17 protein-coding genes and 1 pseudogene are annotated in these 18,791 nt (G+C 42.5%); 11 read left to right on the forward strand and 7 right to left on the reverse strand.

Translation table 11 applies throughout. The features are described 5' to 3' along the window. Positions 1–200: 200 nt before the first annotated feature. A pseudogene (locus RE476_RS03195) lies at positions 201–539 on the forward strand (sensor histidine kinase); the annotation flags it as partial. A 90-nt stretch (positions 540–629) separates the two neighbouring features. Here RE476_RS03195 and RE476_RS03200 read toward each other — a convergent pair. Next, the gene (locus tag RE476_RS03200; RefSeq protein WP_309308957.1) at positions 630–1,031 is read right to left on the reverse strand and encodes a Mov34/MPN/PAD-1 family protein; all 402 of its coding nucleotides are present in this window, start codon (positions 1,029–1,031) and stop codon (positions 630–632) included. A 101-nt stretch (positions 1,032–1,132) separates the two neighbouring features. On the opposite strand from RE476_RS03200, the gene RE476_RS03205 reads away from it, so the two are divergent. Beyond that, a complete protein-coding gene (locus RE476_RS03205) occupies positions 1,133–2,365 on the forward strand; it encodes an NAD(P)-dependent malic enzyme (protein WP_309308958.1) in 1,233 nt (410 codons plus the stop codon). Between the two features lie 11 nt (positions 2,366–2,376). Here RE476_RS03205 and RE476_RS03210 read toward each other — a convergent pair whose 3' ends face one another. Further along, complete coding sequence (locus tag RE476_RS03210) at positions 2,377–3,789, reverse strand: TIGR00297 family protein (RefSeq protein ID WP_309308959.1); 1,413 nt, start codon at positions 3,787–3,789, stop codon at positions 2,377–2,379. 356 nt (positions 3,790–4,145) lie between these two features. On the opposite strand from RE476_RS03210, the gene RE476_RS03215 reads away from it, so the two are divergent. The 6 genes from RE476_RS03215 (at position 4,146) to RE476_RS03240 (ending at position 9,752) form a co-directional block, all read left to right on the forward strand. Further along, on the forward strand, positions 4,146–4,700 hold the full coding sequence (locus RE476_RS03215) for a helix-turn-helix domain-containing protein (protein ID WP_309308960.1): 555 nt from the start codon (positions 4,146–4,148) through the stop codon (positions 4,698–4,700). Between the two features lie 9 nt (positions 4,701–4,709). Continuing rightward, the gene (locus RE476_RS03220; RefSeq protein WP_309308961.1) at positions 4,710–6,386 is read left to right on the forward strand and encodes an AMP-binding protein; all 1,677 of its coding nucleotides are present in this window, start codon (positions 4,710–4,712) and stop codon (positions 6,384–6,386) included. Between the two features lie 124 nt (positions 6,387–6,510). Continuing rightward, the gene (locus RE476_RS03225) at positions 6,511–6,744 is read left to right on the forward strand and encodes a 4Fe-4S dicluster domain-containing protein (RefSeq protein WP_309308962.1); all 234 of its coding nucleotides are present in this window, start codon (positions 6,511–6,513) and stop codon (positions 6,742–6,744) included. 17 nt (positions 6,745–6,761) lie between these two features. Beyond that, positions 6,762–7,823, forward strand: a complete 1,062-nt coding sequence (locus tag RE476_RS03230; RefSeq protein WP_309308963.1) for a 3-methyl-2-oxobutanoate dehydrogenase subunit VorB — start codon at positions 6,762–6,764, stop codon at positions 7,821–7,823. A 2-nt stretch (positions 7,824–7,825) separates the two neighbouring features. After that, positions 7,826–9,247: a 2-oxoacid:acceptor oxidoreductase family protein gene (locus RE476_RS03235; RefSeq protein ID WP_309308964.1), complete on the forward strand. Its 1,422-nt coding sequence runs from the start codon at positions 7,826–7,828 to the stop codon at positions 9,245–9,247. Positions 9,248–9,359: 112 nt separating this feature from the next. Further along, on the forward strand, positions 9,360–9,752 hold the full coding sequence (locus tag RE476_RS03240) for a thioredoxin family protein (protein ID WP_309308965.1): 393 nt from the start codon (positions 9,360–9,362) through the stop codon (positions 9,750–9,752). 19 nt (positions 9,753–9,771) lie between these two features. Here the strand turns inward: RE476_RS03240 and RE476_RS03245 are convergent, their stop codons facing one another. Further along, entirely contained in the window at positions 9,772–10,437 is a 666-nt protein-coding gene (locus RE476_RS03245; protein WP_309308966.1) for a 2,3-bisphosphoglycerate-dependent phosphoglycerate mutase, read from the reverse strand. A gap of 106 nt (positions 10,438–10,543) precedes the next feature. On the opposite strand from RE476_RS03245, the gene nudC reads away from it, so the two are divergent. Continuing rightward, entirely contained in the window at positions 10,544–11,398 is an 855-nt protein-coding gene (nudC, locus tag RE476_RS03250) for an NAD(+) diphosphatase (RefSeq protein ID WP_309308967.1), read from the forward strand. A gap of 313 nt (positions 11,399–11,711) precedes the next feature. Further along, entirely contained in the window at positions 11,712–13,595 is a 1,884-nt protein-coding gene (locus tag RE476_RS03255) for a DUF2341 domain-containing protein (protein ID WP_309308968.1), read from the forward strand. 36 nt (positions 13,596–13,631) lie between these two features. On the opposite strand, the gene RE476_RS03260 is transcribed toward RE476_RS03255, so the two are convergent. From RE476_RS03260 to RE476_RS03275, 4 genes are all read right to left on the reverse strand, one after another. Continuing rightward, positions 13,632–15,272: an AMP-binding protein gene (locus tag RE476_RS03260; RefSeq protein WP_309308969.1), complete on the reverse strand. Its 1,641-nt coding sequence runs from the start codon at positions 15,270–15,272 to the stop codon at positions 13,632–13,634. An 18-nt stretch (positions 15,273–15,290) separates the two neighbouring features. Continuing rightward, positions 15,291–15,707, reverse strand: a complete 417-nt coding sequence (locus RE476_RS03265; protein WP_309308970.1) for an acyl-CoA thioesterase — start codon at positions 15,705–15,707, stop codon at positions 15,291–15,293. Between the two features lie 14 nt (positions 15,708–15,721). After that, positions 15,722–16,300 (reverse strand): helix-turn-helix domain-containing protein, encoded by a 579-nt coding sequence (locus RE476_RS03270; RefSeq protein ID WP_309308971.1) that lies wholly within the window; start codon positions 16,298–16,300, stop codon positions 15,722–15,724. Positions 16,301–16,401: 101 nt separating this feature from the next. Further along, positions 16,402–16,698 carry a hypothetical protein gene (locus RE476_RS03275; RefSeq protein ID WP_309308972.1) on the reverse strand — a complete coding sequence of 99 codons (297 nt, stop codon included), beginning with the start codon at positions 16,696–16,698 and terminating at the stop codon, positions 16,402–16,404. 117 nt (positions 16,699–16,815) lie between these two features. Between RE476_RS03275 and RE476_RS03280 the strand changes: the two genes are divergently transcribed. Continuing rightward, positions 16,816–18,750: a hydantoinase/oxoprolinase family protein gene (locus RE476_RS03280; protein WP_309308973.1), complete on the forward strand. Its 1,935-nt coding sequence runs from the start codon at positions 16,816–16,818 to the stop codon at positions 18,748–18,750. Positions 18,751–18,791 lie beyond the last annotated feature (41 nt).

The following is an 18,791-nucleotide window of genomic DNA, read 5'->3' on the forward strand; positions in this document are numbered from 1 at the left end:
CCATCATCCATTTGCTTTCTTTTCGGATGTGTGGCAGTTTTCTTCAAGTTGTTCTTATATTCTGTTTTTTAGATATGTGATTTTTAACATTTCACCTTTTAGTTGTCTCATTTCCATCTATGATCTTTGATATAAAACGAATGATGTGTTCAAACGCCTTCAAAAATGGAGTAAAATTGGATTTAAATCTTGACCCTAGCATGAATGTGATCTATGCGGATAAATCCAAGATAAAAGTAATACTGCATCATTTGATAAGCAATGGTATTAAATTCACACCATCAGGCGGCAATGTTTTAGTGTCCGTCACAAAAAATAATGATGAAGAGCTACACATTGTAATTCGGGATAACGGCATCGGTATATCAGAAGAGGACCAACAGAGATTTTAAAATGCTTTTGTGCAACTCGATGTTTCTCTCAATCGAAAATTTGCCGGCACAGGTCTTGGATTAACCATAGTGAAAAAGTTTGTCGAGGTCCAGGGTGGTTCTATATGTCTTGAAAGCACACTTGGCATAGGGAGTACATTTGAGGTAACAATACCTTTAATGTGTCCGGATTATACCTATGCTTCTAGCAGTGCTTGTAACACAGAACCGTTTTTAGAATTATTCGAAAAATCCAGCTCAAAGTATCTCATCATCCACTATCTCAACATCAAGCACATCCAGGGATATCTCTTCTCCGCTTCCGTTGAAGCATTTCCAGTTTTCAGGTCCGAAGGGATGTCCAACTATAATATGATGGTTTCCTGTTTTACTGAAAAGTCTCAGGTCTGCTTTTGAAGGTCGTATAATAGAACTGGGGTGGCTGTGTACTGACCCGACTGCTGATATATTTGGCATCATGAAAAGCTTGAGGACTGCATTTACCTCACTGGATTCGGTGCCAGGAAGAATGAGAATATCTGTTATGATTCCATCTTTCGTCTGCAAAAGACCTGCAAATTCATTTGGGTATGTGGATTTGCTTACTTCAAGTATAAAATCAAGTGTTTCTCTTGCAATACCTTTTACTCCTGCACTCATACTATAATCTTAGTCTATGCGAACATATAACTTTTTTGAAGACATTCCCTATTTAAATATGTTAATAATATTTGAATGGTAATATTAGGGGAGTGAGTGAAATGGATGCAGATTTAAAAGCCTCAATGTGTAAGGAAAGTGACAACAGTCTGGGAGAGCGGTCATTAGAACTGCATGAAAGTGCCGGTGGAGTGATTGGCATAAGTGGAAAGGTTCCACTCAATAATATAGAGGATCTGAGTCTTGCTTATACTCCCGGAGTTGCAGAACCATGCAAAAAAATAGCAGCGAATATGGATGATGTTTACAGATACACCATGAAAAAGAACTCTGTAGCAGTAATTACAGATGGGTCTGCTGTCCTTGGTCTTGGGAACATTGGTGCATATGCTGCTTTACCTGTAATGGAAGGTAAAGCCCTGATATTCAAAGAGCTCGCAGGCATAGATGCATTTCCTGTTTGTCTTGACACAACAGATACTGAAGAGATAATCAGGACAGTTAAACACATAGCACCTGCATTTGGTGGCATCAATCTGGAAGACATCAGTGCTCCCCGTTGTTTTGAGATAGAGGAAAGGTTGCGTAAGGAACTTCCTATACCTGTGTTCCACGATGACCAGCACGGAACGGCAGTCGTGGCCATCGCAGGTCTTATCAATGCTTTGAAGATTGTTGGAAAACAAATGGATAATATAAGTGTAGTTATATCGGGAGCCGGAGCTGCAGGTAAAGCAATAGCTCTCAAACTGATGTACGCTGGTGTCAGTGCTGAAAGGCTCATTGTATGTGACAGTCGCGGAACGATTTACAAAGAACGCAAAGAAGGTATGAACCCCGAAAAAGAAGAGATTGCAAACCTGACAAATAAGCAAAATATGACAGGAACGCTGGCAGATGCGCTGGTTGGTGCCGATGTATTCATAGGTGTTTCAGCACCTGGGATAGTAAGTAGCGAAATGGTTTCATTCATGGCCCATGATGCAATTTTATTTGCAATGGCCAATCCCATTCCGGAGATAATGCCCAATATTGCTAAAAATGCAGGTGCAAGAGTGGTTGCAACAGGTCGTTCGGATTGTCCAAACCAGATAAACAACTGCCTTGGTTTTCCCGGCATATTCCGCGGAGCTCTGGATACACGTGCCAGCGATATAACTCTGGAAATGGAAATGGCAGCGGTGTTTGCACTTGCAGGCATCGTTACAGATGATGAGCTCAATGAAAATTACATAATTCCGGGTCCGCTTGACAAAAGAGTTGTAGAAGCTGTAGCATCCGCAGTTGCAGAAGCAGCAGTCAGAAGTGGTGTGGCAAAGATCAATTTGCGTTGATAAAAATGCTATTATATCAGCAAAAGGTAGAGTGCTCCTGATATAATGGCACCTGCAAAGGTCGCTACAAAATTAACACCGCTGTTTGAAAGTAGTCCCCTTTTTTGTAGGGTTGCACCAAGCAGACTATCAACATTCGTTCCCAAAAAGCCGCCTGCGGTAGTAACAGCCAGGGCAAGGAACACATGATCAACTCTTCCGAAGAGGATAGGAAGCAATCCTATAACCATTGAACCCAGAAGTGCTGCGAGTTCACCGAGAATTGATACTGCTCCGTCAACTCCTGTTTGTGTGGGCTTCAGGGTTGTTATCATTATTGGTTGTGAGTGTGCAGTCGTTCCTATCTCACTTGCCAGCGTGTCGCCGGTTGCTGTGGCCACAGTGCCAAGATAGGCAAAGATTATCAGTTCTGCATGTTGCGGATATATTCCATAGCAAATCGCAAGTATGAGGGCTGCTGTACTGTTACTGAAAACATTCTCATAACTTCGGACTCCGCCCTTTGATTGTGCAAGACCGATGGATTCCTTATATTTGTATTTGAATTTGGTAAAGGCTCCTCCCAGAATAAAGAAAGTAAGCAGGAGTATGAACCAAAAGAGTTCGCTGAATACGATAATTAGCACACCAAGCAGGGCTGCACTGAAAAGTGCTGAAAGGTCAGCTATTTTAGTCCTATAGGCCAGATAGCCCAGGACCAATGAAAAGATAAGTGCAATGAACATCTGTTGTGCCGGTACTGAGTATCCGAAAGAACTGAACAGCCACATAGACATCCCCGAACCCAGTGGAACAGAAATGTTGTTATCGATACGTGTGGGTATTGATTCAAAAAGGGCACCTGTTATGGAACCAATGACAGCCAGGAAGAATAGCATATTTGAACTAACGTCTGATTCCTGCCAGTACAAAAACCATGTTCCTGCAATGTATGCTGTTATTATTCCCACGCCAAGAAGCACAATACTTGATGGTAATATATGGGATTCATGTCCATCAATGTTTTTAGGCTCATAGCGAAGAGATTGCAGTTTCTTTCTGTGGCGTATAAATTTTGCAGCACTGGTACCGAAGGTAGATATGGCGATGGCACCTGCAATCACATATAATGGAAACCGATATGATGTGAAATCCAGTAGTGAACTTATCAGCATTAAGATAAATACTGCAATAGCCAGATTCTTTGCACTCTTTAGTCCCTCATTGATATTGCCAGTTAGCATTTCTCTGGAACCGGGGAGTGGTTTTTTGTAAAGGTATCTATTGATCGGTGAATCTTCAGGAAGAAATGTCAGTCCCATTATGACAAAGAAGCTCAGTAATAATAATATCTCAGCTCCGATAAAAGGAAAAAGCAGCACCAGAAGGCCAAAGGCAGCATGAAGTAACTGCCTTCGGTATTCATGCTCCATTTTTTCAAACAATCCTAGAATGCTTTCCATGTTAATCGATTGTGTTTTGCTGATATGGTAGGATACCATTAAAGTATATATTGATAATGATAAATGTAGTATTGTGTTATTAATATATTTGCTTTAATAAAATCTCATCTGTTTTTGTTTTTCTCTGGAAAAACCACTACTTTTAAGCCATGCTATGTCTACGCATAGCATTATTTATACAAATATCTTCAAATAATAGTAACTCTTAAAATCACAGGCCTATCTGGTAAAGACTCGGGGAGAAGAACCCGTTCTGAGAAATGTTTTGCTTTTTGCTTTTGGCAAGGTGTGAAAATTCTCTTGTTGTATCCATATGATTACTTTATGAAGGTATTTCTATGCAGGAAAAGATCAAAGAAATTGCAGCTCGTGTAAAGGAATTACGTGATATTTCAGATATTTCCGTTAAGGAGATGGCTGAAAAGCTAACATTACCTGTTGACACATATACTCGGTATGAGAATGGAGAGGAGGACATGCCTGCAAGCATTCTCCTTGAGATCGCCCAGAATCTCAATGTTGACATGTCCGTGCTACTTACAGGTGAAGTACCAAGAATGCATGTGTTCTCTGTTACCAGAAAAGACAAGGGTATCAGTGCTGAACGCCGTAAGGACTACAAGTACCAGAACATTGCTGCTAACTTTGCTCACAAGAAAGCTGAGCCTTTTGTTGTGAGAGTTGATCCAAAACCTGAAGGCACCCCAGTATCCATGAATTCTCACCCCGGGCAGGAATTCGATTATGTCCTTGAAGGAACCCTAAAAGTAACTATTCACAATAATGAGATAGTCCTTGAAGAAGGAGATTCCATTTTCTTTGATTCTAATTATGCACACGGAATGCAGGCAATGGGCGGAAAACCCGCGAAATTCCTGGCCGTTATTTTATGAGGAGGCAGTATGACTTCATTACTTGACAGATATATTTCACGTGTTGAATATGATTCCTACGAGGATTTTAAGGAAAACTTCAAAATAAACGTTCCTGATAATTTTAACTTCGCCTATGAAGTGGTCGATGTTTACGCAGCGCAGCAGCCTGGTAAGAAGGCTCTTGTCTGGTGTGATGACAACGGCAGTGAACAGATATTCACTTTCAAGGACCTTGAGTATTATAGTAATAAGACTGCCAGCATGCTGAAAAGCATGGGAGTCAAGAAAGGCGATAATGTAATGCTCATGCTCAAGAGCCGCTATGAGTTCTGGTTCTGTCTGCTGGCACTTCATAGAATAGGTGCTATTGCAGTTCCTGCAACTCACATGCTTACGAAGAAGGACATTGTTTACAGAGTAGAGCGTGCCGTTATCAACACCGTCATTTGCGCACCTGACGAAGGTATTCTTAATTATGTGGATGAAGCTTACGATGAGATAAGCAGCATACTGAAGAACCGGCTGGTTATCGAAATGGAAAGAACCGGCTGGCTAGATTTCACCGTTGAGATGGAAAAGGCTTCAGAGAACTTTGCCCGTCCAACCGGTGAAGAAGCAACTACCAATAATGATATCCTGCTGAATTACTTCTCATCAGGAACCACAGGTTTCCCGAAGATGGTGCAGCACAACTTTATCTATCCGCTTGCACACATTATCACTGCAAAGTACTGGCAGAATGTCACGGATGAAGGTCTTCACTACACAGTTGCTGATTCCGGCTGGGCAAAATGCGTATGGGGTAAGATATACGGCCAGTGGATAGCAGGCAGTGCTGTCTTTGTATATGATTATGAAAGATTCAGTGCTGACAGGATGCTTGAGAACGCAATCAAGTACGGTGTAACCACATTCTGTGCTCCGCCAACCATATACAGGTTCCTTATCAGGGAAGACCTGAGTAACTATGATTTCAGCTGTCTCAAGTATTGTGTAACAGCAGGTGAACCGCTGAATCCTGAAGTATATGAACAGTTCTACCGCATAACAGGAATGAAGCTCATGGAAGGTTTTGGACAGACAGAGACAGTCGTTTCCGTTGCAACTTACCCATGGCTCGAACCAAAACCAGGCTCTATGGGCAAACCTTCTCCTGAATATGATATCCTTCTCCTCAATGGCGAAGGCAAACCCTGTGAAGCCGGTGAAGAAGGCGAGATCGTCATAGACACAAGTTTTGGAAACCCACCGGGAATATTTACAGGATACCGCTCTGATGAGCAGATGACATCAAGGGTCTGGTATGACGGATATTACCACACAGGCGATATGGCATGGAAAGATGAGGATGGTTATTTCTGGTTCGTCGGCAGGGCTGATGATATCATTAAGACCTCCGGTTACCGTGTCGGTCCTTTTGAAGTGGAGAGTGCTCTTATAGAACACCCTGCTGTACTTGAATGTGCTATCACAGGTGTTCCTGATCCAGTAAGAGGACAGGTTATCAAAGCAACAATTGTACTTACAAAGGATTACACTGCAAGTGATGAACTGAAGAAAGAGCTTCAGGACCACGTAAAGAAGGTCACTGCACCTTACAAGTATCCACGTGTTGTCGAGTTCGTACCTGAACTTCCAAAGACCATCAGTGGAAAGATCAGACGTGTGGAAATACGTGACCATGATAAGGAAAGTTCACAGTAACTTTCCATTTTACATGTTTGATATTTAGTCCCCGAACCATAAAGTAAATAGATGCTTATTGCCTCTATGGACTATTCCTGTTTCCGGGATATTATTTTTATCGAGTAAAATGAGGCATTATATTATGTCAGGCAAGAAAGAACCGTACCCGGTTATCAATATCATTGAGTGTAAAGCCTGCGGACGTTGCATTGTAGCATGTCCGAAAAGTGTCCTGAAAATGAGCGATAAGCTCAACGAGAGAGGATACTACTATGTAGAATATGCAGGCGAAGGCTGTACAGGTTGTGCCAATTGCTACTATACCTGTCCTGAGCCGCTTGCTATAGAGATACACATTCCGCTTAAGGAAGAATGAGCTTAAGGTGAGAACACATGGCAACACAATTAGTAAAAGGCAACACAGCGGCTGTCATTGGCGCATTATACGCTGGTTGTGACTGTTATTTCGGTTATCCTATCACTCCTGCAAGTGAGATATTGCAGGAGGCTTCCAAATATTTCCCTATGCTGGGAAGGAAATTCGTACAGGCAGAATCAGAAGAGGCTGCCATCAACATGGTCTACGGAGCAGCATCCACCGGCCACAGGGTCATGACTGCATCTTCCGGTCCAGGTATCAGTCTTAAACAGGAAGGGGTTTCATACCTTGCAGGTGCTGAGCTTCCCTGTGTAATAGTCGATATTATGAGAGCAGGTCCGGGACTTGGAAACATCGGTCCTGAGCAGGGCGACTACAATCAGGTAGTAAAAGGCGGAGGACACGGTAATTACAAGAACATAGTACTGGCTCCTAACTCCGTTCAGGAAATGTGCGACATGGTCATCAAAGGCTTTGAACTTGCTTTCAAGTACCGAACTCCTGTTTATGTACTGGCTGACGGAGTACTTGGTCAGATGGTCGAGTCCCTGCAGTTCCCGGAAGTTTCAGTTAAACCGGAAATAGATACCTCATGGGCTGTAAGTGGAACAGCAGATACCAGAGAGAACCTTGTTACATCCATATTCCTTGATTTCAATCAGCTTGAAGAATTCAACTATGAGATCCAGGAGAAATATGACACTATAAAAGAACAAGAGGTTGATTACGAGGATTACATGACAAAGGATGCATCTATCATCCTTGTATCGTACGGAATCAGCAGCCGTATATGCAGGTCAGCTGTGGACCAGGCAAGAAAAGAAGGTATCAATGTCGGTCTTTTCAGGCCAAAGACACTCTTCCCGTTCCCTGAAAAAGAATTGAAGGAAATTGCTGATTCAAGAGAATGCACATTCGTCTCTGTTGAGATGAGCAATGGTCAGATGCTTGATGATGTCAGGCTTGCCATCCAGTGCAGCAGACCGGTAGAACTTGTTTACCGTCTTGGCGGTAATCTGATAACCATGGACCAGGTGCTGGAATGTGTAAGGAAGATTGCTGCAAGGGAGGAATAAAGATGGCAGAGAAAATAATAAAAAACTCAGGTCTGTATCCTGAATTCTCCCGTAAGGGAGGCGCTGCATCTACTGCCACTCACTACTGTCCGGGATGTGGACACGGTGTCATCCACAAGCTTATTGGTGAAGCAATGTCCGATATGGAGATACAGGACCGCAGTATCATGATAAGTCCCGTAGGCTGTGCTGTTTTCGCTTACTACTACTTTGACTGTGGAAATCTCCAGGTGGCACATGGTCGTGCTCCTGCTGTGGGAACCGGTGTTTCAAGAGCACAGGATGATGCGGTAGTTATTTCCTATCAGGGTGACGGTGACCTTGCATCCATAGGTTTGAACGAGACTCTGCAGGCAGCGAACCGTGGTGAAAAGATGGCTGTTTTCTTCGTGAATAACACTGTTTACGGTATGACCGGTGGCCAGATGGCACCAACCACTCTCATCGGAGAGAAAACTGTCACCTGTCCGGATGGAAGGGACCCAAGGTTTGCAGGTTATCCACTGCACATGTGTGAACTTATCAACAACCTTAAAGCTCCTGTATTTATCGAACGAGTATCCATTTCAGATATATCCCATATCAGAAAGGCACGCAAAGCTATCCGTAAAGCTCTTGAGATACAGCGCGATGGAAAAGGATATGCATTTGTGGAGATTCTTTCTACCTGTCCCACAAACCTGAGACAGAACTCAGAGCAGAGCACTAAATTCGTGAACGAGGAAATGGAGAAGGAATTCCCACTGGGTAATTTCAGGGATCTGTCTGATGAAACAGAACCACTTCACAGAGCAGATAGTGTTTTTGAGAAGCAGGCAATCGACTCACTCTTCAATCTTGAGACCGAATCATCACTGGATGCGGTTCTTGATCCTTCACTCCCTGAAGTCCAGATAAAAGCAGCAGGATTTGGAGGTCAGGGTGTGCTTAGTATGGGTCTGACCCTTGCACACGCAGGCTGTGATGGACAGCGCTTTGTTTCATGGTATCCTTCATACGGTCCTGAACAAAGAGGTGGCACATCCAATTGTTCTGTCGTAGTTTCAGGTGAATCTATTGGTTCTCCTGTGGTCTACACTCCTGATGTCCTTGTTGCAATGAACCGCCCATCACTGGAAAAGTTCGCTGCGGATGTTAAAGAAGGTGGCTACATACTCTACGATTCAACTATTGGTGAATGTGATATCCCCGAAGGTGTTACAGGAATAGCCATACCCGCACTCAGGATCGCAGGAGATGCAGGTTCTGAAAAGGCTGCAAATACTGTCATGCTCGGAGTTATCATGGCTCTTGGAATAACAGGTCTTACTGAAGACAATTTCAAGGCAGCACTGACTGAAACCTTCTCCAAGAAGCCAAAGCTTATTCCGCTAAATCATGCGGTTCTTGAAGCAGCGGCCTCATGGGCAAGAGAGAATATCTGAATCCGACATTTATTTTAATTAACCGCTACAGGCTTTATGCCTGTAATATTTCTTTTTTTGAAGATAGATTTTAATAATTGTAAGTTTTTATTCTAATATGGGAGCGGCAAAAATGACTGAAAGCAATATAATCGAAGTTAATGATTCCAACTGGGACGAGTTTCTTGTGAATCAGGAGAAGCCCATGGTTGTTATGTTCTATCTTCCTACCTGTGCTCATTGTAAGGAAATAGAACCATATTTCAGGGAATACTCAACTGAATTCCATGCTTCATGCACTTTTGTCAGGATGAATGGCCTGGAAAGCCCCATGACAGCAAGGAAATATGGTGTAAGAGGAGCACCAACTTTCAAGTTCTTCTGCAAAGGCCAGGCTATCAGGGAAGAAGTGGGTCTTGTTTATCCGTCGATACTTCGAAAAGCCATTGATGATCTAATAAAACATGGTGACGAATGTGTCCTGCACACCTCACCCCTGCCTGATGAAATTTCGCCATATGAGTGAACGAATTCTTTTTTATTCTTCATTCTTTTTTGATGAACTCACCCTTTACATACTGGTAATATAGTGGTTTCCCGGTTGCAATTTCAAGTTTGGGTATATCGTCATCACTGATGTTCTCAATGTACTTGACCACGGAACGCAGGCTGTTACCGTGTGCAGAAACTATGACATTCTTACCATTTTCAAGCTGGGGGAGGATATGTTCCTTAAAGTAAGGAATTGTGCGTTCATAGGTATCCCTGAGACTCTCGCCACCCGGGGGTTGTACATCGTAACTTCTTCTCCAGATAAAGACCTGCTCTTCCCCGTAAACTTCCTTTGCTTCCTGCTTGTTCTGGCCCTGAAGATTTCCGTAGAAACGCTCGTTAAGGGAATCACTTGAATATATCGGTATTTCGGAATCATCGAACCTGGATGGATGATATGACCATTCATCTCTTTTTTTGCTATCATGCAGGAAAATACCTGTTTTTTTCTGCCTGGCAAGTATCAGGTAAAGTGTTTCCTGTGATCGTGATAATTTAGATGTGAAAGCAACATCCAGATCAACATTCTCAAGTTCATTTGCACAATCCATTGCCTCTTTAATACCTTTTTCACTCAGGGGTACGTCAACCCATCCCGCGAACCTGTTCTCAAGATTCCATCTTGATTGTCCATGTCTTACCAGTATCAGATAGTTCATCGAATATCCCCATTTAACTGAATAATAGTTTGTTTGCAGATTATTAAAACCTTGAGGTTTTCTAAGGTAACTTTGATAAGTGTACCCGGACATTATTCATCAAGCTATGAACACAGAAGAAAGATCATGGGAGTCGGATTTCCTGCCATTGGTTCGTCCACCGCAAAAAAATGGTAGTAATGATACCTATTGTTTTGCATTTAAGGACCGGGAACTATTGCTGGTGAAAGGGAATAACAGTTTAAGGCTGCCTTCACTTGAAGAGATTGGGAATATGGATATCGATATTCTCAGGACACAGTATTTGGGTGAACTTAAAGATATTTCCTGTTTTTCAGTTGAGCTTGATAATTCAAATGCTGTTGCTAGTATTGTTGAGAATGCCAGTTTCGTATCTGTCAGAGAACTGCCGGGTATTCTGGAAGAAACACTTGCTTATCTTGCAGGAAAAGCCGTTCACATCATGGAGTGGGACAGGAACACTTTGTTCTGTGGAAGGTGCGGTTCCGCTACATCACTCAAGGAGAACGAACGAGCAAAAGAATGTCCTGAATGTGGTTTCCTTGCCTTTCCAAAGATATCCCCTGCAATCATTGTACTAATAGAAAAGGATGACAGGGTACTGCTTGCCCGTTCCCCTCATTTCAGACCCGGACTTTACAGTATCTTAGCCGGTTTTGTAGAACCAGGTGAATCAATAGAAGAAGCAGTTGTAAGGGAGGTCAGGGAAGAAGTAGGCATATCGATAAAGAATGTCAGGTATTTTGGAAGCCAGCCCTGGCCTTATCCGGATTCACTGATGATAGGATTCACTGCAGAGTTTCTGGAAGGAGACATAAAAGTTGACGGTGTTGAAATAGAGGAAGCCGGATGGTTCACAAAAGACGAAATCCCAGTCGTCCCGGGAAAAACAAGTATATCCGGCTGGCTGATCGAATATTTCATTAACAAGCATTCATAGTTTGCGAAGCTCTTTTTTTCGGTATGGGGAATAAAGGTACTTCCTTTTTCTTTTTCGCTATTTGCTGCCATAGTGCCTTTGTGCATTTTGATATATTTCTGTCAGGCTTTTTCAAGCTATATATACTTCTATATATCATATACTCCTAATAAATAGAAAGAGTCTTTATGCACAAGATTTATACTATCTGATTACAAATAATTAGTAAGAAATGCAAATTGCATAAAGATAATATCAGCTTGGAGAGGTGTGAGGATTGGTGTTAAAAAGAATTATTTATATTACATTGTTACTGCTTGCCTGTACTTTATTTGTGCAAACATGCACTGCATTGACATATTCAGGTGGAGGGGAATGGAACTATTCTGAAGAGATAAGTATCAGGGAAAACTCAGGGAACAACCTGATAAATTACCAGATACCCATAGTTCTTAACAGTTCTAATTTTGATTTTTCCCTCGCAAGTTCAGAAGGTGAAGACATACGTTTTTCCTCTGGTGATAAGCAACTTCAGCACTGGATAGAAGAATGGAATGTTGCAAGAGAGGAAGCGGTTGTATGGGTAAAGGTTCCGTCCATTGCGGCAGAAGGCACTGCAAAAATAACAATGCACTATGGCAATCCTGATGCAACGGATATAAGCAGCAGTGCTTCTACTTTTGAATTCTATGATGATTTCAGTGGCTCCAGTTTATTTGGAAACTGGGAGTCGTATACCACAGGTGGAAGTGAGCTAAAAGTTTCCAATGGCGTATGCAATCTGATAGTTCCAAAATTCCATCCGGAGGATGTTGTGAGTATCAAATCCAAGGACGAGTTCCCTGTAAACTCCATGTTCGTAGCCAAAAGAAAGAAAACCACTACAGGAACCGATAGTCGTGGTCCTGTTATAACACAGGGATTTGTGGATCCACAAAGAGAGACAAAGAACCAGGTATTAACATCTACCGAACTTCAGAATGAGACAAAAGTTATCTGGATACTTGAAAACTCCAAAAGCGATGCACGTTATTTCCCAAGAGACCTTACAGCCGTCAATGTAGCCGAAGGTGACTGGTACACAATTGGTGTTGCATGGTATATGGAAGATGAATTTGGTAAGATTGCCTGGTTCAAGAATGGTGTGAGAGATAGCAGAATGGACCTTGCAGCAACAGAAGAGAACAATTATATTCCTGTTACAGATATGAAGGTATATCTTTTTGCAAGCACCTATTCCGATGTTTCTGATAATACCGGTTACGCATCCTTTGATTATGTCTACGTGCGGAAATTTGTTTCTGAAGAACCCACTGTGATGTTCGCAGGCACTATGGCAGAGGAAGAAACAGTTACAGAAGCAGAGCCTGTCAGGATAAATATAACCCCTGCAAGCGGTCTGATAAGTGCAATTCGCATCTTCGATACGGCAGATTATGATGACACTGCTATCGTCGATCTCAAGGACAGCGGAATAAATACTGTAATGTTGCTTACCGATGGTGATAATGTATGGAACCTGGAAAGATTTGTGAAGAAAGCTCATGACAATGATATGCAGGTCTATGCAATGATATTCAATGACCCTAAGAGTGATTCAGATGAGGATAACTCTGTGTATGTCAAAGATGTGCTGGAGCAGGTCATGGATTACAACAGCAAGTCACTTTCAGCTTTTGATGGTGTTAACATTGCACTTGATCCGTGCAGCGAGGACCCCGAGGAAGCCTGTGCCTTGAACCTTCTCATTCTTGAGGATGCGCGTGAAATCGCAGGAGACAAACTTGCTGTGGCTATTGATATTCCTTCATCATATGCTCTGGCAGATATTCCCGCGGTTTCAGCAAATGCAGATCTCATAATCCTCCAGACATATTCTCTGGATGAGAGCTACCCTCAAACCAAGGACGAAATCATAGATTCCATAGCATCAAAGATGGGTGAGATCAGGATATCTGATTCAAAAGCACTTATTGGAATTGCAGTAAATGAAGGTTTCATGACCGATGCCGATGTCCAGAGCTTACTGGAAGAGCTTCAGGATTACTATGCAGAAGATACTGCATTCATGGGTACTTCCATAGTTGTCTATGAAGATTACGAGGAGTATAGCATGATCCCTGAAACAACAGAGGAAAGCAAAGGAATACCAGGATTCTCCGGACTATTCGCCATTATCGGACTGCTGGCAGTATCATACTGGCAAAAAAGAAGATGATGTGATATTCACATCATCTGATTCTATTTTCAAATTTTATTCTTCATTTTTCAGAAGCTCAACTGCCAGGTCCCTGAGTTTGAACTTCTGGACTTTTCCACTTGCAGTAAGCGGATAATCATCTACAAAGAAAACATGTTTCGGAACTTTGTAACGTGCTATCTTTGACAGACTATAGTCCCTGACATCCTCTTCGGTAAGTTCAGTTCCTTCCTCGGGAATTACAAAGGCTCCGACTATCTCTCCGTATTTCTCATCAGGTATGCCAACGACCTGTGCACTCTTGACGCCTGGCATGGTGAACAGGAACTCTTCTATCTCCCTGGGATAGATATTCTCGCCGCCACGGATTATCATATCCTTTATACGACCGGTAATGCGGTAGTATCCTTCATCGTCAACTGTTGCAAGATCTCCGCTGTGCAGCCATCCGTCCTTATCAATTGCAAGGTCAGTCATTTCAGGCATCTTGTAGTATCCTTTCATGACATTGTAACCGCGACAGCATATCTCGCCCTGGACATCCGGTCCGACAGTCTCTCCCGTCTCGGGATTTACAATCTTCACTTCGATCTCAGGCATGGCTGTTCCTACCGTACTGACACGTCGTTCTATAGGATCATCTGTACTAGTCTGTGTAAATACGGGTGATGCTTCAGTAAGTCCGTAGGCAATGGTAATGTCCTTGCAGTTCATGTCATTGATAACACGTTTCATGGCCTCTATCGGGCATGGTGAACCTGCCATGATACCAGTCCTGAGTGAGGAAAGGTCAAACATCTTGAACATCGGATGGCTGAACTCTGCAATGAACATTGTCGGTACGCCGTAAAGGGCTGTACATTTCTCTTTCTGGACAGCAGCCAGCACCATAAGCGGGTCGAACAGTTCAAGTAACACCAGTGTGCCGCCATGTGTGAGAGTTGCAAGTACACCGAGCACAATTCCAAAGCAATGGAAAAGCGGGACCGGAAGACAAACCCTGTCTTCTTCTGTGAATTTCTGTCTTTCACCGATGTAGTAACCGTTGTTAAGTATATTGTAATGAGTGAGCATGACACCTTTAGGGAAACCTGTTGTTCCTGATGTGTACTGCATATTGATCACATCATTCTTATCAAGTGTCTGCATGATCCTATGGATATCTTCATCGCTTCCATGCTGTCCCAGAAGGAGCAGTTCACGAGTACTGTACATTCCTCTGTGTTTTTCCTGACCGATGAAAATAACATTTTTCAGGAAAGGGAATTTCTCGCTTTTAAGATTTCCACGACTTTGTGTCTTAAGCTCAGGAACCAGTTCATAGATCGTATCAATGTAACTAACATCCCTGAAACCGTCGATTATGGCAATGGCTTTCAGGTCAGCCTGTTTCATGACATACTCGACTTCGTGTATCTTGTATGCTGTATTTACCGTGACGAAAACGGCTCCTATCTTTGATGTTGCGAAAAGGAAGGTAAGCCAGTCAGGCACGTTTGTAGCCCAAATGCCTACATGGTCACCTTTTCCAATCCCAATTTCTATAAGACCCTTGGCCAGCATGTTGACGCGTTCGTCGAATTCTTTATAGGTGAATCTCAGGTCCCTGTCCGGATAGACCAAAAACTCCCTGTCAGGGTCATTCATGACCATTTTCTCAAAAAAAACGCCCACTGTATCATTTGTAAAAGGCATGATTATATCTCCATGGTATCATTTACAACTATCACTTTCTTCCTGCAGGTGCTCTTCAAGCTCTTTCCTTATGTCATCAGGTACGGGGACTGACTTCTTATTGATGAAATCGTAGTGAACGATAGTGGATCTGCCTATTGCACCAATTTTATCATTTTGCCATGCTTCCTGGGTAACTGTGAATGATGAGTTTCCAATCTTTGATATGTAAGTAATTATATCGACATCCGATCCGTAGAACATTTCACCTACATAATTGTACTCTGTCCTTGCCATGATCAATTTCCATTTCTCATAGCTGAGGTCAAGGTCAGGAGTGAACAGTCTGAATACAGGATTACGTGCCTGTTCGAACCATATGGCAATGGCAATATTGTTAGCGTGTTTCAATCCGTCAATATCACCGAATCTTGGAGTAACAGTTGTTTTAAACATATTGATCTTCTTTTTTAGTAAGGTGCATATACGACTGCCAGTATCTTTGCATCTTCACTGCCCACTGCATGGACATGATGAGGAACTATTGAATCGTAATATATACTGTCGCCGGTTGAGAGTTTGAAGCTGTCCTTTCCATAAAGGATCTCAATCTGGCCGTTGAGTACGTAAATGAACTCTTCTCCCTCGTGAGATGATTGTTTTGCATCTCCTGATTTTGGGGGATGGACGTCAATGATAAAAGGCTCCATGTGCCTGTCAGCTTTGTCAGTTGCAAGTGAAAAGAAGTCAAGAGTACTTATCTCGCAAGCATCACAATTGCCGGAGAATCTTACTACGTTCTTTGAAGCACCGTCTTTAGTAACTACAGGTCCGTTGTGAGCAGCATCATCAAGGAAAGTTCCCAAACGAACTCCCAGGGCTCTCGCGATCTGCATAAGTGGAGTCAATGAAGGAACAAGTGCTCCGTTCTCAAGTTGCTCGACAAGCTCGGTGCTTGTGTTACTATTGTTTGCCAGCTCTTCCACAGACATTTTCTGCATTTCACGTATCTGGCGGATCTTGTTTCCCAGTATATTCTTTTCTGCCATATTTTTTCCTCAGTTGTCAAAAACGCGTTCTATGGCTTATGATACTTTAAGTTAAAAAAGTATTGATTTATCATTATCATTCAACTGACAATGATAATCATTCAGATATCCCCTGCAATCATTGCTTTATGGTAAGCCATTGCCAGAATCCGGTTCACAAGAGCACTGGCTTCCTGTTCAGAATCAACCATTCTCACAGTAACCTGGCCATTCCGAAAAAAGTTCATTTCCTTGATCCCAATCTTTATTACTACCATACCAAGATTTTCCGAATATTTACCATCGAGATATTTTGCGATCAGAGGAAGGTCTGGTTTTTCATCAAGATGTGCGATGATCCGCAGCTTCCATGGGTCTGCTATGCATGGAAGAACCTTTTCTATATCGTTTACTTGCATTTCCTCCTCCATATTAGTGAAATGTATTTTAAAATTTATTGAAGCGATTATACTTAAATATCTCGCAAGCATTGTATTAAATGTAGTTCGATTTATTTTTAAAAAAGGTGATATTAAATGCACTTTGGTCTTGGTATCGATGCCGGTGGGACATATACGGATGCAGTACTCATACGAGGCTCAGACGGAGCTATCGTGGATTCGAAAAAGGCTTTTACAACATATCCTGATTTGCAGGAAGGAATAAAGAATGTACTTGATTCACTGGATCAGGAACTTTTGAAGGATGTAAATCTTGTTTCCGTTTCTACTACCCTTTCAACAAATTCTCTTCTAGAAGGTACGGGAACAGCTGTTGGTCTTATAATCGTGGGTGAACAACCGGCACAAACAGAATTTCCATCACAGTATGTTCTGTGTGCTTCAGGCGGCCATGATACCAGAGGTGATGAGGCCTGTGAACTTGACCTTTCTTCAATCGAAGATTTCATTCTCTGGACAAAAACAAAGGTCTCAGCGTATGCTGTTTCAGCATATTTTGGTGTCCGAAACCCGGAGCATGAGCTGAAGGTCAAAGAGCTTATCACTAAAATGACCGGAATGCCGGTAGTATGTGGATATGAACTATCCCAGGAACTTGGTGCCTATGAGAGGGCGGTCACTGCTGTCTTGAATGCACAGCTGATACCTATAACATACCAGTTCGTCAATTCTGTTGTCAAAGATATAAGAGCAAGGGGGATCAATGCCCGTCTTCTGATGCTCAAGTGTGATGGTTCTGTCTATAATATAGAAGATGCCCTTGAAAAACCAATCGAAACCATCTTTTCCGGACCTGCTGCAAGTCTTCTTGGTGCTTCATATCTCTCTAAAATGGAAACCTGTGCTGTTATCGATATTGGAGGAACCAGTACCGATGTTTCCATGCTGTACAATGGTGTTCCTGAAATAAGTGTATCGGGTGCTGTTGTAGGCGGGTGGAAAACACGTGTAAGGGCCATGAAGATGGAAACCTCTGCAACAGGTGGTGACAGCCATATATGGATCAAGGATGAGAAGGTGAGAATTGGTCCGAAAAGAGTGATACCACTTTGTGTTGCATCGAAGATATATCCTGGATTTACCAGCAAACTCAAAAGAAGCAGGGTTATTTCCAGAACAACTATGGATGAGAACTTCCAGCCTACCAAGTTCTTTGTAAGGACAGGTTATGAGGCTTCAGATGTTGATGATAATGAAAAGGAAATTCTTACATTTATGGGAAGTGACCCCATCTCAGTTACTGAGATGTCAACTGTTATGAGCAAGACCACATCCTCAAAAGTACTGGATTCACTTGTCAAAAAAAGGCTCATTCAGGGAATCGGATTTACACCCACCGATGCATTGCATGTGCTTGGGATTTACACAAAATGGGATGTCAGTGCGTCTGAGATTGGTGCACTCAATCTTTCAAAATATATCCAGAAGGGAAAATATGATTTTTGCAGTCATGTAAGGGAACTTGTGGCAAAGAACATGGCAGCCGATCTTATGTCCTATATCCTGCCACACCATCCGGCTGAAATGATAGATGATCTGTTGAGTCACGAATATCCTGCCAAATTCAAAGTTGAATTGCCGGTGGTATTGCTTGGAGGTCCTGCACAGGCATACGACAGTGAGCTCAGGTCCCTTATAGAAGCAGATGTGGTGGTACCTGAGTTTGCAGATGTTGGAAATGCAGTGGGTGCTCTTGCCGGAAAAGGTGTGAAAAGAATTGAGATATCAATAATGCCTGCTTCCATTGAGAATCCTGATGAGGATTTCCTGCTTTTTTCTCCTGTGGGGAGGGAACGTTTCCAGAGATATGCTGATGCAGTGGAATTTGCAACAAAACTTGGAACCGAACTTGTACTGGATTATGAGATGCGGTGTGGAATACTAAAACAAGATACAAAGATAACCGTGTCTAAAAAGACCACATCACCTGATAACTGGTCCCATCCTCCACTGACGACACGGGTAATAGTTGTAGGTATAGGAAATCCTATGATGGTCCTGAAGGACTAGAATGCATGCTTTTTGGTAAAAGAAAAAGCAATATATAACCA

The sequence above is a fragment of the Methanolobus mangrovi genome, assembly GCF_031312535.1.
GTDB classification, from domain to species: Archaea; Halobacteriota; Methanosarcinia; order Methanosarcinales; family Methanosarcinaceae; genus Methanolobus; species Methanolobus mangrovi.

Coding starts and splice junctions, on each gene's coding strand:
- RE476_RS03200 (WP_309308957.1), bottom strand. CDS start 1,031: ATGAGTGCAGGAGTAAAAGGTATTGCAAGAGAAACACTTGATTTTATA.
- RE476_RS03205 (WP_309308958.1), top strand. CDS start 1,133: ATGGATGCAGATTTAAAAGCCTCAATGTGTAAGGAAAGTGACAACAGT.
- RE476_RS03215 (WP_309308960.1), top strand. CDS start 4,146: ATGCAGGAAAAGATCAAAGAAATTGCAGCTCGTGTAAAGGAATTACGT.
- RE476_RS03220 (WP_309308961.1), top strand. CDS start 4,710: ATGACTTCATTACTTGACAGATATATTTCACGTGTTGAATATGATTCC.
- RE476_RS03225 (WP_309308962.1), top strand. CDS start 6,511: ATGTCAGGCAAGAAAGAACCGTACCCGGTTATCAATATCATTGAGTGT.
- RE476_RS03230 (WP_309308963.1), top strand. CDS start 6,762: ATGGCAACACAATTAGTAAAAGGCAACACAGCGGCTGTCATTGGCGCA.
- RE476_RS03235 (WP_309308964.1), top strand. CDS start 7,826: ATGGCAGAGAAAATAATAAAAAACTCAGGTCTGTATCCTGAATTCTCC.
- RE476_RS03240 (WP_309308965.1), top strand. CDS start 9,360: ATGACTGAAAGCAATATAATCGAAGTTAATGATTCCAACTGGGACGAG.
- RE476_RS03245 (WP_309308966.1), bottom strand. CDS start 10,437: ATGAACTATCTGATACTGGTAAGACATGGACAATCAAGATGGAATCTT.
- nudC (WP_309308967.1), top strand. CDS start 10,544: ATGAACACAGAAGAAAGATCATGGGAGTCGGATTTCCTGCCATTGGTT.
- RE476_RS03260 (WP_309308969.1), bottom strand. CDS start 15,272: ATGCCTTTTACAAATGATACAGTGGGCGTTTTTTTTGAGAAAATGGTC.
- RE476_RS03265 (WP_309308970.1), bottom strand. CDS start 15,707: ATGTTTAAAACAACTGTTACTCCAAGATTCGGTGATATTGACGGATTG.
- RE476_RS03270 (WP_309308971.1), bottom strand. CDS start 16,300: ATGGCAGAAAAGAATATACTGGGAAACAAGATCCGCCAGATACGTGAA.
- RE476_RS03275 (WP_309308972.1), bottom strand. CDS start 16,698: ATGCAAGTAAACGATATAGAAAAGGTTCTTCCATGCATAGCAGACCCA.
- RE476_RS03280 (WP_309308973.1), top strand. CDS start 16,816: ATGCACTTTGGTCTTGGTATCGATGCCGGTGGGACATATACGGATGCA.